Annotated in this window: 13 protein-coding genes; 11 read left to right on the top strand and 2 right to left on the bottom strand. The window is 70.5% G+C overall.

All coding sequences use genetic code 11. The features are described 5' to 3' along the window. The first annotated feature begins 403 nt into the window (after positions 1-403). Genes ACQEVU_RS15215 through ACQEVU_RS15225 form a run of 3 tightly spaced genes read left to right on the top strand, consistent with a single transcriptional unit; the run spans position 404 to position 4,067 of the window. Positions 404-943, top strand: coding sequence for a (2Fe-2S)-binding protein (locus ACQEVU_RS15215; RefSeq protein ID WP_433323820.1), 540 nt, complete (start codon positions 404-406; stop codon positions 941-943). Then, entirely contained in the window at positions 940-1,944 is a 1,005-nt protein-coding gene (locus ACQEVU_RS15220) for an FAD binding domain-containing protein (RefSeq protein ID WP_433323822.1), read from the top strand. Before ACQEVU_RS15215 ends, ACQEVU_RS15220 begins: the two co-directional genes overlap by 4 nt. Beyond that, positions 1,941-4,067, top strand: a complete 2,127-nt coding sequence (locus tag ACQEVU_RS15225; RefSeq protein ID WP_433323824.1) for a xanthine dehydrogenase family protein molybdopterin-binding subunit — start codon at positions 1,941-1,943, stop codon at positions 4,065-4,067. Before ACQEVU_RS15220 ends, ACQEVU_RS15225 begins: the two co-directional genes overlap by 4 nt. 52 nt (positions 4,068-4,119) lie before the next feature. Here ACQEVU_RS15225 and ACQEVU_RS15230 read toward each other — a convergent pair whose 3' ends face one another. Further along, positions 4,120-4,476, bottom strand: a complete 357-nt coding sequence (locus ACQEVU_RS15230; RefSeq protein ID WP_433323826.1) for a DUF2255 family protein — start codon at positions 4,474-4,476, stop codon at positions 4,120-4,122. A gap of 308 nt (positions 4,477-4,784) precedes the next feature. Between ACQEVU_RS15230 and ACQEVU_RS15235 the strand changes: the two genes are divergently transcribed. Both ACQEVU_RS15235 and ACQEVU_RS15240 read left to right on the top strand, forming a co-directional pair. Beyond that, positions 4,785-6,038, top strand: a complete 1,254-nt coding sequence (locus ACQEVU_RS15235) for a GMC family oxidoreductase N-terminal domain-containing protein (protein WP_433323828.1) — start codon at positions 4,785-4,787, stop codon at positions 6,036-6,038. Beyond that, on the top strand, positions 6,028-7,098 hold the full coding sequence (locus ACQEVU_RS15240) for a GMC family oxidoreductase (protein WP_433323830.1): 1,071 nt from the start codon (positions 6,028-6,030) through the stop codon (positions 7,096-7,098). The genes ACQEVU_RS15235 and ACQEVU_RS15240 overlap by 11 nt, the downstream gene beginning before the upstream one ends. 309 nt (positions 7,099-7,407) lie before the next feature. Here ACQEVU_RS15240 and ACQEVU_RS15245 read toward each other — a convergent pair whose 3' ends face one another. Beyond that, on the bottom strand, positions 7,408-7,989 hold the full coding sequence (locus tag ACQEVU_RS15245; protein ID WP_433323832.1) for an SRPBCC family protein: 582 nt from the start codon (positions 7,987-7,989) through the stop codon (positions 7,408-7,410). Positions 7,990-8,287: 298 nt separating this feature from the next. On the opposite strand from ACQEVU_RS15245, the gene ACQEVU_RS15250 reads away from it, so the two are divergent. The 6 genes from ACQEVU_RS15250 (at position 8,288) to ACQEVU_RS15275 (ending at position 15,897) form a co-directional block, all read left to right on the top strand. Next, the gene (locus tag ACQEVU_RS15250; protein ID WP_433323834.1) at positions 8,288-9,631 is read left to right on the top strand and encodes an MFS transporter; all 1,344 of its coding nucleotides are present in this window, start codon (positions 8,288-8,290) and stop codon (positions 9,629-9,631) included. Positions 9,632-9,764: 133 nt separating this feature from the next. Next, positions 9,765-11,120 (top strand): carotenoid oxygenase family protein, encoded by a 1,356-nt coding sequence (locus ACQEVU_RS15255; protein ID WP_433323836.1) that lies wholly within the window; start codon positions 9,765-9,767, stop codon positions 11,118-11,120. A 61-nt stretch (positions 11,121-11,181) separates the two neighbouring features. After that, positions 11,182-11,820: a hypothetical protein gene (locus tag ACQEVU_RS15260; RefSeq protein ID WP_433323838.1), complete on the top strand. Its 639-nt coding sequence runs from the start codon at positions 11,182-11,184 to the stop codon at positions 11,818-11,820. Between the two features lie 373 nt (positions 11,821-12,193). Beyond that, positions 12,194-12,640 (top strand): SRPBCC family protein, encoded by a 447-nt coding sequence (locus ACQEVU_RS15265; RefSeq protein ID WP_433323840.1) that lies wholly within the window; start codon positions 12,194-12,196, stop codon positions 12,638-12,640. Between the two features lie 9 nt (positions 12,641-12,649). Next, the gene (locus ACQEVU_RS15270; RefSeq protein ID WP_433323842.1) at positions 12,650-12,844 is read left to right on the top strand and encodes a hypothetical protein; all 195 of its coding nucleotides are present in this window, start codon (positions 12,650-12,652) and stop codon (positions 12,842-12,844) included. Positions 12,845-13,206: 362 nt separating this feature from the next. Then, a complete protein-coding gene (locus tag ACQEVU_RS15275; RefSeq protein ID WP_433334946.1) occupies positions 13,207-15,897 on the top strand; it encodes an ATP-binding protein in 2,691 nt (896 codons plus the stop codon). The last annotated feature ends 21 nt before the right edge of the window (positions 15,898-15,918 follow it).

A 15,918-nucleotide genomic window follows, 5' to 3' on the forward strand; every position in this document is an offset into this window, starting at 1 on the left:
CGCGGTGCTGCGACCGTTCTGCACGATCATCGAGAAAAATGACGCAGGATCGGGCACAAGCTCAAGAGTTATGAGCAAGGTGGATCCGGCGAACCGGCGTATGTTGGCCACTGTCAAGCGACTCATTGCCATTTCGCGCCGCCCGGAAAGGCTGCCGCTTCGGGTGCGGCCGGCCGTCGACGGTGTGACTTACCGAAGGTGCGTTGATTTTTGTCAAGTACTCCTGCTGGCTGGCCAGGGTCATCGCAGTCGAATGACTGATGTAGTTCCGGACAGCACGGGAAAGATTGGGCAGGGAGCGCGACTGAGAGTCCGGTCATCCATTGAAATGACGCCGGACCGTAGTTCTGGAGGCAGCCGGGATGGCCGCTTGGCTTGGACAAAAGCTGGTGAGGGGACCGAGATGAACGATGACACGCGCAGCGATATCTCACTGCGAGTCAACGATAAGCCTTACCAGTTGGCGGTGGACAACCGCAGAACACTTCTCGATGCTGTGCGGGACGATCTGAGCCTCACCGGGACCAAGAAGGGTTGTGATCATGGACAGTGCGGCGCCTGCACCGTCTTGCTCAACGGGCAGCGAGTGTTGTCCTGCCTGACCCTTGCTGTCGCCGCCGACGGCGCTGATGTCACGACCATCGAGGGACTGGCCGGCGACGGCGAACTGCGTCCGATCCAGGAGGCATTCGTCCGTCTCGACGGATTCCAGTGCGGGTTCTGCACACCGGGGCAGATCTGCTCCGCGGTCGGGATGCTCGCCGAGCATGCGGCGGGCTGGCCCAGCGCGGTCACCTGCGACGGCTCACCGGAGCACACGCCGGAACTGACCGAAGCGGAGGTGCGCGAGCGGATGAGCGGCAACCTGTGCCGCTGTAGCGCGTACCCGTCGATCGTGCGCGCGATCCTCGAGACCGCAGCGCGCGAGGCGGTGGCCGGATGAGAGCGTTCGCCTATCAGCGGACAACAGAGGTCCGCGACGCCCTGAGCCTGGTAGCCGAGCATGATGGGGCGCGGTTCCTGGCGGGTGGCACCAATCTTGTCGACCTCATGAAAGCCGGAGTCGAGTCACCCGCCCGGCTGGTCGACATACGAAGCCTGGCGCTGGGCGAGATCAGCGAAACGCCGGAGGGCGGCCTGGTGCTCGGCGCGACTGTCACCAACAGCGCGGTCGCCGCCGACCCGCGGGTGCGGCGTCGGTACCCGGCGTTGAGCCAGGCGATCCTGGCAGGGGCCTCGGGCCAGTTGCGCAACATGGCGACGGTCGGGGGTAACCTCCTGCAACGCACCCGGTGCAGCTACTTTGCCGATCCGTCGGAAGCATGCAACAAGCGGGTTCCCGGCAGCGGATGCTCGGCGCTCAACGGGGCACACCACAACCACGCGGTCCTCGACTGGACGCAGCATTGCGTGGCTACCCACCCCTCCGACATGGCGGTTCCGCTGGCCGCCTTCGACGCGGTGGTGCGATACGAGACCCTGGACGGCACTGCGGAGGTCCCGCTGTCGGAGTTCTATCTCCCGGTGGGTGACCGCCCGGACCTGGAGACCGTCCTGCCCGACGGGGCGCTGATCACGGCAGTGGTGCTACCGGCGGCCAAGGTGGCCGTAACGTCGCGGTACCGCAAGGTCCGCGAGCGCGCGTCATACGCGTTCGCCACGGTGTCCGTGGCGGCGGCACTCGACATTCAGGACGGCCTCGTACAGGACGTGCGGCTCGCGCTCGGCGGCGTGGCGTCACGGCCGTGGCGGGCGCGACTTGCCGAGTCCGCACTGCGCGGCGGCCCGTTCACGGCCGAGCGAATCAGCGCGGCGGCCGACCTCGAGCTGGCCGTCGCCCAGCCGCTGCGGGACAACGGATACAAAGTGACCCTTGCCCGCAATCTGATCGAAGCGGTTCTGAGCGACCTCGTCGCAGATATGGGAGAGGGGCCCAGCAGATGAACGCCAACGGGATCACGGCTGCGGTAGGCGAACCGCGGCCCCGGGTCGAGGGCCGCCTCAAAGTCACCGGCTCCGCCGCCTATGTCGCGGACCTGCCGATGCCCGGCCTCGTGTACGGCTGGATGGTCACGGCCACAGTGTCACGCGGCCGGATCCGGGACATCGACGCCACGGACGCTCTCGCCATGCCAGGAGTCCTGGGAATGCTGGACCACCGCAACGCGCGGCGCCTCAACCCCGACGTCGCCCACCATTTCGGCCCGGACCGCAGCCTCCCGATGCTCCAGCACGAGGTCATCGAATACGCCGGCCGCCCCGTCGCACTCGTGGTGGCGGAGACACCCGAGCAGGCACGTGCGGCAGCGTCAGCCTTGCGCGTGACCTACGACGCGGAGCCCCACGAGACTGCCTTCTCCATGAACCACCCCGCCATACGCCCGGCGTCCACCCTGTTCGGCCCGGAGGCCAACATCGGTGACCTGGAGGCCGAGCTCGCGGCATCCACAGTGGTTGTGGACGAGGTCTACCACACGCCCGAAGAAAACCACAGCGCCATGGAGCCGCACGTCGCGACCGCATGGTGGAAGGACGGCGATCTCTACGCCCTCGACTCCAACCAAGCGCCGTTCAGCATCTCCCAGGTGTTGGCCTCGCTGTTCTTCATGGATCGGGAACGAGTGCACATCCGCGCCGAGCACGTCGGCGGCGGATTCGGCGCCAAAACCATCTGTGGCGCACAGCTCATTCTTGCCGCGATGGCCGCCGAGCACTTCGAGCGGCCGGTACGGGTCGCTCTCACCCGTCAACAGGTATTCCTGGCGATCGGGTCGCGGCCGCCGACCGAACAGCGTGTCCGAATCGGCGCCGATGCCGACGGGCGCCTCCGAGCCGTCCACCATCACGCGGCGTTCGCGCAGTCGACGCTGGCTGAGTACATCGAATGGTGCACGGAGCAGGCTCGGACACTCTATGCGGCGCCGGCGATCCGCACGGAACTCAGCGCGGTACCCCTTGACCTCCTGCCTCCGTGCACCATGCGCGGGCCGGGCGCGACACCCGGTTCGTTCGCCTACGAGTCGGCCATCGACGAGGTAGCCGAACGGCTGCAGATGGACCCTCTGCAACTGCGGCTGCTCAACCAGCCCGCGGTCAGCCCGGTGTCCGGCCGCCCATGGAGCACCCGGCGCCTGGTCACGTGCTTCGAGGAAGGCGCGCGCCGGTTCGGCTGGGCCCAGCGCGACCCCCGCCCCCGGGTCCGCCGAGAGGGCAACCTGCTCGTTGGCACCGGCGTCGCCGCCGCCGCATTCGTCGCGGGGTCCTTCCCCGCCACGGCGACGATCACCGCCGAGGCCGACGGGACCTTCTCCGTCAAAATCGGCGCCTCCGACATCGGCACAGGAGCACGCACCGCGCTGATCGCCGTGGCCGCGGACGCCCTCGGTGTCGGCACCGAGCGGATCCGCCTGCACATCGGCGACAGCGATCTGGGCGCGAACCCCGGAGCCGGCGGATCCCGCGGTACGACGTCATGCGCGTTCGCCATCACCGAGACCGCGAAGGCCCTGCGCGAGAAGCTCGGCGACCCCGCCAGGCCGGTCACCGCTTCGGTCGACACCACGCCGCTGATCAATTGGCAGCCGGCCGAAGAGCGAAACACCTACAGTGCCGTATTCGCCGAAGTCACGGTCGACCCGGCAACCGGAGAGGTGCGGGTACGCCGGTTGCTCGGCATGTTCGCCGTAGGCCGCGTGATCAATGCGCTGCTGGCCCGCAGCCAGCTGATCGGCGGCATGATCGGAGGCCTGTCGATGGCGCTGCACGAAGAGTCGGTTCGTGACCCGCTGACGGGCCGTCTCGTCACCGCCGACTGGGCCGGCTACCACATCTCCGCGCACGCCGACGTACCCAACATCGAGGCCGACTTCGTAGCCGACTACGAGCCCCAGGACCCATCCGGATTCAACGGCCTCGGCGAGATCGGCAACACCGGGACCGCCGCGGCGATCGCCAACGCGGTGTGGCACGCCACCGGTACCCGCCAACGGACGTTGCCGATGAGCCTCGGCCGCGTCATCGAAACCGTAGCGTCCCGGGACCGCCAGGAAGCCATTGGTGTTGCGTGAAGTGTGGCCGGGTGGGTCAGGCGGTAGTCCTGGCCCGCCCGGTGGCCGCCCACTAGGCTGAGTCGGCGCAGACGCGCATCGTGGTAGCCGACGCCGCGCCTCCGGTTATCGTCTCCACCGGGCCCGGCCAGCTGAGCGCGTACTTCTCCCGATAGCCCTTGGAGATCCGCCGGACGAGCTCAGGGTCGTTCACGGGCTCCAGTCGCACCGGCAGGATCGTGCCGGCCGCCTCGATCTCCACCGCGGCGCCGGCGCAGACACTGCGGTACCAGCCGCTGCGGTGCGCGAAGGCGGATCGGATATAGGCGTCGTCGTCGACCAAGACGACCCAGATCCGCCGGACCGACCAGGAGCCACCGCCCCGCTGCACCCGCAACACGATGTCGGCGTGGCCCGCGAACGCGTTCACGAAGCTCACGATCGTCGGGCCCGGAGAGCGCGGCAGATCTCATCGCGGAGCACCGCTTCGGCGCTGGCCCGAGCAAGCCCCAACTTCTCGGTCGCCATCAGATTGCCCTCCTGTCTGGGACCACAGCCAGTATGGCCAGCCCGATGCTGCGGCTCGCGTCGGTAGTTTTCGCCTATCCGGTCCTCGGGCGAGGGGATGCGCTCGTGTGCGGGGGCGATGCCGCTCTCTGCGATTAGGCGATTTTCGCCGACGCGAGCGCGCCCGGCTGTTCGCGACGCTGATCGTGACCGCATTCCCTGGGGGAGACTATGGCGCCACGGCAGCAGTACGACACCGAGTACCTCACCCGCGACCATTATCAGGCGCTGGTCATCGGCAGCGGCTTCGGCGGTGCTGTGGCGGTGTGCCGGCTGGCTCAAGCGGGCGTGGACGTCGCGATCGTGGAGCGGGGCCGGCGTTGGCGGCCGGGTAGCTTCCCGCGCGACCTGTCCCGGCTGGACGACGGCTGGTTGTGGCTGTGTAACCACGGGCTCTACGACGCCTTGCCGCTGAATGACATCCTCGCGGTACGGGCGGCGGGGTACGGCGGCGGGTCGCTGGTCTACGCCAACGTGGCGGTGCGGGCGCCCGCGGAGGTCTTCGACAGCAGATGGCCCGAGTCGTACACCCGGGCGGCGCTCGACCCCTACTATGAACTGGCGTCGTACATGCTGGGGGCACAGCCGGTCGCGGCCGATCCGCGCACGGGTGAGCTGCCACCCAAGGCGCGTTTCATGCAGCGGGCGGCGGAGCGGCTCGGCCATGCGGACGGGTTCTTCCACCCCAACCTGGCGGTGACCTTCGAGGATCGAGGTCCGGGCCAGGTCAACACGTTCGGCGTCGGGCAGCGCGGCTGCACCTTCTGCGGCGAGTGCGACATCGGCTGCAACGTGGGCGCGAAAAACTCCCTCGACCTGAACTACCTGGCGTTGGCCGAGCAGCACGGCGCGGCCGTCGGCGTACGTACCGAGGCCGTCCACATCGGACGCTTGGGCGGGCCCGACGGCGGCTACCGGGTCCGGCTGCGCGAGTACGGCCGCCCCGGCTCGGGGCGCGAGGGCACCGAGCGGGACGTGACGGCGCAGTACGTGTTCGTGTGCGCGGGCGCACTGGGCAGCACCGAGCTGCTGCTGCGCAGCCGCGACCAGTACGGCACACTGCCGCACCTCCCCGCCGCCCTGGGCAGCGGGTACTCCGGCAACGGCGACTTTCTCAGCTTCGGGCACGGCGTCACCGAAGCGTTCCAGCCGGCCGCGGGCCCGACCATCACCACCGCGTCACTGATCCGCACCGGCGCCGACGGCGAGGACGGCGACGAGCGCTGGTTCGTGCTGGAAGACGGCGGCTATTCCCCGCACCTGGCCGGCCTGATTCGCAGCCTGCACCTGTCCCGACTGCCGGCGTACGTCGCGAGCCGGGTCAGCGCCGGCACCTCGCGGGTCATCGCCGCGGCCCCGCGGTCTTGCTGCCGAACTCGACGACGCCCAGGCCGACACGGCCGTACTGCTGGCGATGGGTCGTGACCGAGCCGACGGACGGATCGAGCTGCGCGGACCGGCACACCGGCTGCGGGTGAGCTGGGACGTGCCGCGCAACAGCCGGTTGTACGCCGAGGAGCAGGCCCTCGCCGCCGCGGTCGTACGAGTATCCGGCGGCCGGCCGTACGCGACACCGACCTGGCGGCTGTTTCGCCAGCCCGTCACCGTCCACAACCTCGGCGGCGCGCCGATGGGCACCGACCCGGATACCGGCGTCGTCGACGCCGACGCGGAAGTGTTCGGCCACCCCGGACTTTACGTCGTCGACGGCGCGATCCTGCCGGGCGCGACCGGGGGCAACCCGTCGCTGACGATCGCCGCCGTCGCCGAGCGGTGCATCGAGACCGCTGTGCGCCGCATCACCGGCAACCGTGACTGGGCGGCGCCACAACGTGCGGACGTGACACCTCGTGCCGTGCCGGAGGACGCCGCCGTCCGTGCGATCGTCGTCCGGGGGCCCCGCCCGGCGGTGCCATGCGGTGTCCAGTTCCGGGAGACCATGCGCGGCTTCGAGGGACGCCGCCGCGTCGTCCTGCGGCTGGGGATACGAGTCCCGGACCTGCGGGCGTTCCTCGCCGATCCGTTGCACGCCGCCCGGATCGACGGGACGATCGAGGTCGAGGGTCTGACCGGACGGCCCGCGGCCGTCACCGGCGGCACGCTGCACCTGCTCGCAGCCGTCGACGGGGGCCCAGCGCGCACCATGCAGTACCTGGTCCCGTTCGCCGCCGCCGACGGCACCCCATGGCTGCTACGCGGAAGTAAACACGTGTGGCGCCATCGCGGCACCGACCCGTGGCGAGCCACCACCCGGCTCGACGTCGCCATCACCAGCCCCGAGGACCGATACGAAGGCACCGTACCCACCGGTCGGCTGACCATCTCCTTCCGCGACGCCGTGCGCCTGGTGACGACGATCCGGCCGACCGGAACCACCGCCGTGCTGGCCGGTGCGGCGACGGTCCTGCGCTTCGGCGCCTTCTTTGCCGGCCGGGTCGCCCGCGGCTTCCTGGCTCGGGGCCCGATGCCGGAGCGCACATTGTGACCGGCTGGTTCCGAGCGACCATCGTGGACACTGGTCGGCTGCCGTTCGTCGCGCTCGCATTGACCGGGCTGACCGAGCTGATCGCCGGCCGCCCCGACCCGGGGTAGCTTCCGGGCGCACCTGCCCGACACGGCGGCGGCGCGTGCGCCGACGCGATCGGGGAGCCCTTTTGTCGGTTCCGAAATTTGGCGGCGCAGACGAGGGCCTCCTTCAGAGACTGGGCCAGCGAACTCCCAGCGGAACACGTTCGCGCCTACGCTTCGGCGCCCACGGCTGGGCCGTGGGCGCCGCAATGAGTTTCAGCCGGGATCACCGCCCGCGCTTGGGCGCCTCGGCCGCCGCCTTGAGGTCCGCGAGCCAAGTGCTCAGCGACGCCGTCAGGGCGGCGCGCATCCCGTCGGGGTCGGCCGCAACCGGAGGGCCGTCCCAGGATTCGGTCGTGTGCACGAGGACCCCGTCGCGAGTCGGCGTGAAGGCCCACACGTGTACGCCGTCGATGCCGAGGGCCGGACCGCCCCAGACGATGCGCCGCATGGGGCGGACCTCGCGGATGGTGGAGTCGACCGGCAACCCGTGGGTCTCCCAACTGAATGTGCTGCCCACGGCGAGGGGACCGGTCAGGTGCGCGCGGGTGACGTTCGTCTGCCAGGTCGGCCACTGGTCGATGGTGGTCTGCAGCCGCCACACGCTCGGCAGCGGCGCGTCGATGAGGATGGACAGGTCGACGATGACCTGTGCGTTGCGGTCGACATCAACGGTGGGGCATTGGGAGTCCTGAGCGGCATGGGCGGCAGTGGGCCCGGCCACCGTCGTCGTCGCGACGGCGGCCAGCGACGTGAGCAGCAGGCCCTTGATGAGCCGACGCCGGCCGGAAGAGTGCTCGATGGTCATGGCGCTACTCCTGGATCGAGAGTGTTCGAGGAAGGGCTGTGAACGGTGTCGAGTCTGGTGCCGGTATCGCGGACCCCGCGTCGGTAGAAGTCACCTACACCGCAAGGCAGCGTTGTGTAGGTGACGACGAGCGGTTCCGCGGCGTCGTGTACGCAGTGTTCCGTCGCAGCGAGGCATGACGTACGTATCGCACTCGGCCGCTGGATAGGTGATTTCTACCGACGCGGGCGATGGCTGGCTTCCTGGAGCGTGTGGGGCAGCGGGTGATGCCGAGGCCCGCCTGTCGAAGGAGCGCGTCGTGACGAGCGTCAACCATGATGTGCCTGCCAGCCCGACCCGTTCCCGGGGCCGCGCGCTGGCCGTGCTGGCCAGCGCACAGTTCCTCGTCGTGCTCACCACCTCGATCGTCAATGTCGCGCTGCCGCAGGTACGCGCCGGGTTGGGGCTGTCGCCGGCTGGTCTGTCCTGGGTCGTGAACGGCTATGTGCTGTTGTTCGGTGCGCTGCTGCTGGTCGGCGGTCGGCTGGGTGATGTGTACGGCTTGCGGCGTGTCTTCCTGACCGGGTTGGCGCTGTTCGCCGCGGCGACGTTGGTGGCGGGTCTGGCGACCGGCCCCGCCGTCCTGATCGCCGCCCGCGCCGGGCAGGGTGTCGGTGCGGCGCTGCTCGCGCCGACCGCGCTGGCGCTGGTACTCGTCCTGTTCCCGGCTGGGCGGGCGCGGGGCACCGCGATGGGTGTTTGGGGAGCGGTGTCGGGTGCCGGCGGCGCTGCTGGTGTCCTGCTCGGTGGGCTGCTCAGCGGCGCGTTGGGTTGGCGGGCGGTGTTCTTCGTGACACTGCCGGTGGCGGCGGTGCTGCTGCCCGCGGCCTGGCTGTGGGTCGCAGCCGATCGGCCGCGTGGCGGCAGCGTGGGCCTCGTCGATGCGTTGACCGTCACCGGCGGGCTGGTTTCGCTCACCTACGGGCTGTCCACCTGGGGTGGCGGGGCGGCCTGGACGTTCCTTTCCGGGGGTGTGGTGCTCCTGGCCGTCTTCGTGGTCCGGCAGTTGCGCGGGCCGGATCCGCTTGTGCCGCCCCGGGTCCTTGTCGTCGGTCGGGTCGGTGCCGCGAACGTTCTGATGGGCCTGCTTGGTGCGGTGTGGGTCGGCCTGTTCTTCTTTCTGCCGCTGTACCAGCAGAAGACCCTCGGTTACGGCCCGATCCGGGCGGGGCTGACGCAGCTGCCGTTGGCGCTGAGCATCACCGCGCTGTCGTGGGCGACGCCGCGGCTGGACCGGGTCCTACCGCGGCGGGTGGTCCTCGCCGGCGGCCTGGTCGCGCTGACCGCGGGGCTGGCCTGGCTGTCGCGGGCGCCCGCCGACGGCACGTTCCTCGGTGATCTGCTCGGTCCGTCGCTGCTCATCGGTTCCGGGCTCGGTGTGGCTTTCGTCGAACTGACGACGCTATCCTCGGCCGGCGTTGCGGCGCAGGACAGCGGCCTCGCCGGCGGTCTCGTCAACGCCACCCGGCAGGTCGGCGGGGCCTGCGGTCTCGCGGTGCTCACCGCGCTGGCAGCCGCGGCCGGGTACGGCGCGGCGTTCACCGCCGCGGCGCTGACCGCGGCGCTGACCACCCTGCTGTCCCTGGCGATCGTCCGTTCCTGACCTCCAGCGCCACGGTCGACAACGTCGTCCTCGGCCGGCCCGGCCTGTCCCACTGCGTTCCCCACCGGTGTCCATGCACGTGGCCGCCCGAGCGGACTGCACCACAACCATCCAACACGAGAAGGGGTAGCACATGACCGAGTTCGCCAAGCCCTACATCAGTGGGCACTACACCCCCGTCACCGATGAGACCTCCGCGACCGCTCTGGTCGTGCGGGGCACGATTCCGCCGGAGCTGGAGGGTCGCTACATCCGTAACGGGCACAACCCGAAGCCCGGGGTGGTGCCGACGCACTGGTTCCGCGGCAGCGGCATGCTGCACGGTGTGCGGCTGTCCGGTGGCCGGGCCGAGTGGTACCGCAACCGCTGGGTGCACACCACCGCCCTGGATCAGGACGCGCCCTTGTTCCGCCCGGACGGGTCGATGGACCTGGCGGCCAGCGCCGCCGCCACCCACATCATCGAGTTCGGCGGGCGGCTGCTGGCGCTGCAGGAGGTGAACCTGCCCTGGCAGGTCACCCCGGAGCTGGACACCGTTGGCGTGTTCGACTTCCACGGCGAGCTCAAGACGCCGATGACCGCACACACCAAGGAAGACCCGGTCACCGGCGAGTTGCACTTCCTGTGCTACTCGCCGTTCCCGCCGCACCTCATCTACTACACCGCCTCCCCGGCCGGGCACATCACCCGCGCCGAGATCATCGACGGTGCGGGCCCGTCGCTCATGCACGACTTCGCCATCACCACCGACCACGTCATCTTCTTCGACCTGCCGGTGACCTTCAACCCGGCCGAGCAGTCCGGCATCCCGTACCGTTGGAACGACGACTACCCGCCGCGGATCGGCGTGATGCCGCGTACCGGGCCGGCCGTCGTGCAGTGGTTCGACGTGGCGCCCAGCGCGCTGCTGCACAGCACCAACGCCTACATCGACGCCGCCGGTCGCATCGTCCTGGACGGTCCGCGCTACGACCGTACGTCGTGGGAGTCGACCTGGAAATGGTGGGTCGGCGCCCCCGGCTACAGCACCGTGCCCGGCACCGGCATGACCGCCTACCGCTGGACCCTCGACCCGGCCACCGGCAAGGCCACCGAAGAGATCACCGACGACCTGGTCACCGAGTTCCCCACCATCGACAACCGCCGCACCGGCCTGCCCAACCGGCACTCGTACGCCCTGGCGTTCCCCGGCAGCGGCCGCACCGACTGGGCCGTCGTCAAGTACGACCACCACAGCGGCACCCGGCGGATCGCCGAACTCGGCCGTGACCGGCTGCCCGGCGAACCGTACTTCGTTCCCGCCGAGGGCGGCACCAGCGACGACCACGGCTACCTGCTCAGCATCGTCAGCGACCTCGGCTCCAACTCCTCCGAACTGCTGATCCTCGACGCCTCGGACCTCGCCACCGTCGCCGCGGTCGAACTGCCCCGCCGCGTCCCCGCCGGCATCCACGGCTCCTGGATCCCCGACACCGACCTGGAACAATGAACCTGACCACGGAGATCGACACACCGGCGCTCGACCTGCCGGCGCCGGTGGTCGGTGACCGATGAGCCACGCGGCTGCGGCCCGTGCCCGATCCACACGGCCTGGTGGGCGGCTCACCGCCCACCAGGCCGGGCCCGCCACGGTGCTGCTGCTTGCCGTCGCATACGCCGCGACCTGGTGGGTGGCCAAGCCAGCCGGCGAGCCGACCTGGGTCTATCTGGGGCAGCTCCTGGGTGCGGAGTCGATGCTCCTGTTGTCGGTCGCCCTCGTCCTGATCAGCGCCCTGCCGTGGGTAGAGCAATGGTTCGCCGGTATCGACCACGCCGCAATCTGGCACCGCGGCCTTGCCCTTGCCGGCATCGCGCTGGTCGTACCCCACGCGCTCCTGACGTCCACCCCGGCCGGCCACACCACGGGGCGTGCACTGGCACTCGGCGGCACGTTCGGCCTGTCCGCACTCGCGGTGTGGTCAGTACTCCCACGCTGGCGCACGTTCGTCCCCGCACCGCTGCACCGCTTCGTCCTGCGGATCCGCGACGTCGGGGGGATCCGGCACCTGCGCCGGTGGTTGGGCGGATACGAACGCTGGCGTGCGGTCCAACGGCTGACCGGCCTGTTCGTTGCGGCCGGGTTCGTGCACGGGCTTCTGGACGCTACGGCCACGGGCCGTCCTGGCCGCCTCGGGAGGTCGGCCCCGTGAGCTGTCCGTGTTCCTGTGCGGCCCGCAAGGGATGGTGTGCATGTTCCAGCGAGAGCTTCGCCGAGCCGGCATCCCCTCCCGGCGGATCCGCCGCGAGTATTTCGAGTGGCGGTAGCCGAGTGGTCGTACTCGGACATCCCGGTGCGGCGTACCGAGCCAGCAGCCACCGCAGCCGCACCCAGGTGTGTGGCGTATCGCCGACGCTGCCGGTCGACATGACGTACGTATCGCGGCGGCCGGATAGGTGATGGCTACCGACGCGGGCGTGACCGGCCTCCTGGGAGCGTGAGGGGCAGCGGGCGATGCTGAGGCCCGCCGTCCCGGCCGGCATCCGCAGCTCCCCAATTCCCAACACCGACCTGCAAGGATGAACATGATCACTGAGATCGACGAGCAAGCCGCCGTGGTGGTCCGCCGCGAGGTCCGCATCGACGCACCGATCGACCGGGTGTGGCGGCTGCACACCAACGTCAACGACTGGACCACCTGGCAGAACGACATCGACACGGCTCGCGCCGACGGCCCGCTCGAACCCGGAGCCACGTTCCGCTGGAGCACCGCCGGGCTGTCCATCGCCTCCACGGTGTACGCGGTCGACGCCCCGCACCGCATCCTGTGGGGCGGCCCGGCACACGGCATCACCGGCATCCACGAGTGGACGTTCACCGCCGACGGCGACACCACCGTCGTCCGTACCGCCGAGTCCTGGGACGGCGAACCGGTCCACGCCGACCGGGAGAACCTGCGCAACGCCCTCGACACATCCCTTGCATCCTGGCTCGAAGACCTCCGCACGGCCGCCGAGAACGCATCCGACTGAGGAGTCGCCATGTCCATCCATGCACCGACCGACACAGTCGCGGTGGCCGCGCCGGCCCGCACCGGCAGGCGGAAGCTGAAGCGCCGGATCGCCAAGGGCCTGGCCTGGTCCGCCGTCGCGTTCACCGGGTTGCTGATCCTCGCCGAACCGTGGCTGCTGATCCCCGTGATCACGTTCGTCGTCGCGCTCAGCCTCTGGGACTGAGCACCAACGGCGATCCCTCGCAACCTCAGCACAACACCGGACGACGCGTGAGCGAGCCACCGCCCACGCCCGCACCGCCCGACGTGGTGCACGGCGACCACGACGCACCGTGATCGTGGTCGCCGGCAACGGGCCCGGTGGGCCGCCGAAGTCGACGATCGACGTGCTCAGCACGACGGGCGCTGCGCGGTCGCCGGGACCGCCAGCGGCCGGATCGCCTGGTGGCTGTTCGAGTTCGGCGACCGTTCACGGCGTCTGGCAGCGCGAATTCGGCGACCGTCGCTGACGCGAACACGCATTCGATGGGCGCTGCGGTGAGGCCGGACACGGCCGGGACGGGCGTGGTTGTGCCATGCTGGACCATGCGTTCAGATGCACCTTCACCTCTGGTCGGCCGGGCACGGGAGATCCGGCGCCTCGGCGCCTTGGTCGACGAGGCGCGGCAGGGGCGGGGCGGTGTCCTGGTCGTTCGTGGCGAGCCCGGCATCGGCAAGTCGGCGCTGCTGGCCCATGTGCGGGAGGCCGCGTCCGGGTTCCGCGTCACGAATGCCTCTGGCGCGCAGTTCGAGATGGAGTTGCCGTTCGCCGCCCTGCACCACCTGTGCGCGCCGGTCCTCGGCCATCTTCCGGCGTTGCCGGCGCGGCACCGCAAGGCCTTGGAGATCGCGTTCGGCCTGGATACCGGCACACCCGATCCCTTTCTAATCGGTATCGCCACCTTGGGGCTGCTGGCCGAGTCGCTGCAGGAACTTCCGCTCCTCTGCGTGGTCGACGACGCCCAGTGGCTGGACGGCGCTTCGGCCGCAGCACTGGCCTTCCTCGCCCGCCGGGTGGCCGCGGAGCGGGTGGCCGTGGTGTTCGCCGTACGCGAGCCCGGCACCCCGCCTGAGCTTGCCGGCCTGCCCGGCCTGACCGTCGAGGGGCTGAGCGAGCCCGAGGCGCGCGCGTTGCTGGCCGCGGAGGTGCGCGCTCCGCTCGACGAGCGCGTCCGCGACCGCATCCTGGGCGAGGCGCGCGGCAATCCTCTCGCCCTGTTGGAACTGCCGCGCAGCGCCGGGCTGACGGGGATGGCGGGCGGGTTCGCATTGCCCGACGCAGTACCGGTGTCGAGCCGAATCGAGGAGAGCTTCCAGGCCCGCCTGGAGCGCTTGCCCGAGGCGGCGCGGCAGTTGCTGGTGCTTGCCGCCGCCGAGCCGGTCGGCGATCCGGCCCTGCTCTGGCGAGCCACCGAGCTCATCGGCCTGGACAGGACGAGTGCCGGGTACGCGGAGTCCTCCGGTCTGGTCGAGTTCGGCACCCGCGTGCGGTTCTGTCACCCGCTGGCTCGGTCGGCGGCGTACCGCGCCGCCAGTCTCGATGAACGCCGGCAGGCGCATCACGCCCTGGCCGCGGCCACCGACCCGGTGGCGGATCCCGATCGGCTGGCCTGGCACCACGCCCAGGCCAGTGCCGGCCCCGACGAGGACGTCGCCGCCGAGCTCGAACAGTCGGCGACCCGGGCGCAGCGCCGCGGCGGAGTGGCAGCCGCGTCGGCCTTCCTCGAACGATCCGCGGCGTTGTCGCTCCACCCGGACCGACGCGTGGAGCGGACGCTCGCCGCGGCCGAGGCAAAACTCGCGGTCGGCGCCTTCGACGTGGCCGCCGAGCTGCTCACCGCCGTGGACGGCGGTTCCCCGGACCAGCGGCAACGCGCGCGGCTCGACCTGCTGCGCGGCCGGATCTCCTTTGTGCGCTACCGGGGTGGCGAAGGGGCCCCGACACACATACTCCGCGCGGCCGACCGCCTGGCCGGCTCGGATCCCCGGTGGTCACGCGCCTGCTATCTTGACGCGCTGGAGATGGGCATCCTGATCGGCGGCGTCGCCGCGATCGCGGATTCGGCCCGCACCGCTCCGCCGGCACCACAGCCGCCGTCCACCGCCGACGCGGCCCTCGACGGCCTCGTCCGGCTGATCACCGAGGGGCATCAATCGGCGGCCCCGGTGTTAGGGCCGCTGATCGCCGAGATCGACGACGAAGTGTGGGCGCAGCGCCCGTCGCTGGGGTTCCTGCTGTCGACCGAACTGTGGGACTTCGACGCACTCGCCGGCATCGCCCACCGCACCGTCGAGAGGGGTCGCGAGTCCGGCTCGTTCCATCTGCTGCCCATCGGGCTGGCCATGCAGGCCACCGTATCGGTGCAGGCAGGCGCCTTCGGCGCGGCCATGGAGATGATCTCGGAGGAGGAGTCGATCGCCGAGGCCACGGGCGCAGCCCCGCTCGTCTACCCCCGCCTCTACCTGGCCGCCGCGATGGGGCGCAGGCAGGAAGCCACGACACTGTTCGAGTCTGTGCGCGCGGCGGGCCAGCGCATGAGTCTCAGCGTCTACCTGGCGGAAGCCGTCCTGTACAACGGCCTCGCCGACTATCCAGCCGCGCTACGAGCGGCAAGGCAGGCCGTTGCCCACGACGACCTCGGCGTCAGCGGGCTGGCGCTTCCCGAGCTGGTCGAAGCAGCTGTCCGCTGCGGCGAGCACGACCTGGCCGCAGCGGCACTGAAGTCGCTGGCCGAGCGTACCCGGGCCAGCGGCGCCGCCTGGGGCCTGGGCGTCGAAGCGTACGCCAGGGCGCTGGTCACCGACGACGAGGACGACCACCGCGAGGCGGTCGAGCACCTCGACGGCTGCACCGCCGTCGTCTACCGCGCCCGGGCGCACCTGCTCTACGGGGAATGGATGCGGCGGCAGGGACGGCGGCGCGACGCCCGCGAGCGGCTGCGCCACGCGTACGACCTCCTGACCGACATCGGCGCGGAAGCGTTCGCCGACCGCGCCGCCGGCGAGCTACGCGCCACGGGCGAGCACACCCGCAGCCGCACGTCGCCGGCGAGCGACCAGCTCACCCTGCAGGAGGTACACATCGCGCGCCTCGTCGCCGACGGCGCGACCTCGAAAGAGGTCGCCGCCCGACTGTTTCTCAGCCCACGCACCGTCGACGCACACCTGCGCAACATCTTCCGCAAGCTCGGCCTCACCTCACGCAGACAGCTCCGGGACCTTCCCGAGATCCGCTGACATCGTGACGGATGCGGATGC

Source organism: Dactylosporangium sp. CA-139066 (assembly GCF_050936175.1).
In the GTDB taxonomy this organism is placed as follows: Bacteria; Actinomycetota; Actinomycetes; order Mycobacteriales; family Micromonosporaceae; genus Dactylosporangium.

What these genes read in the sequence shown, in the direction of transcription:
- ACQEVU_RS15215 (WP_433323820.1), top strand. Translation starts at nt 404, where the DNA reads ATGAACGATGACACGCGCAGCGATATCTCACTGCGAGTCAACGATAAG.
- ACQEVU_RS15220 (WP_433323822.1), top strand. Translation starts at nt 940, where the DNA reads ATGAGAGCGTTCGCCTATCAGCGGACAACAGAGGTCCGCGACGCCCTG.
- ACQEVU_RS15225 (WP_433323824.1), top strand. Translation starts at nt 1,941, where the DNA reads ATGAACGCCAACGGGATCACGGCTGCGGTAGGCGAACCGCGGCCCCGG.
- ACQEVU_RS15235 (WP_433323828.1), top strand. Translation starts at nt 4,785, where the DNA reads ATGGCGCCACGGCAGCAGTACGACACCGAGTACCTCACCCGCGACCAT.
- ACQEVU_RS15240 (WP_433323830.1), top strand. Translation starts at nt 6,028, where the DNA reads ATGGGTCGTGACCGAGCCGACGGACGGATCGAGCTGCGCGGACCGGCA.
- ACQEVU_RS15245 (WP_433323832.1), bottom strand. Translation starts at nt 7,989, where the DNA reads ATGACCATCGAGCACTCTTCCGGCCGGCGTCGGCTCATCAAGGGCCTG.
- ACQEVU_RS15255 (WP_433323836.1), top strand. Translation starts at nt 9,765, where the DNA reads ATGACCGAGTTCGCCAAGCCCTACATCAGTGGGCACTACACCCCCGTC.
- ACQEVU_RS15260 (WP_433323838.1), top strand. Translation starts at nt 11,182, where the DNA reads ATGAGCCACGCGGCTGCGGCCCGTGCCCGATCCACACGGCCTGGTGGG.
- ACQEVU_RS15265 (WP_433323840.1), top strand. Translation starts at nt 12,194, where the DNA reads ATGATCACTGAGATCGACGAGCAAGCCGCCGTGGTGGTCCGCCGCGAG.
- ACQEVU_RS15270 (WP_433323842.1), top strand. Translation starts at nt 12,650, where the DNA reads ATGTCCATCCATGCACCGACCGACACAGTCGCGGTGGCCGCGCCGGCC.
- ACQEVU_RS15275 (WP_433334946.1), top strand. Translation starts at nt 13,207, where the DNA reads ATGCGTTCAGATGCACCTTCACCTCTGGTCGGCCGGGCACGGGAGATC.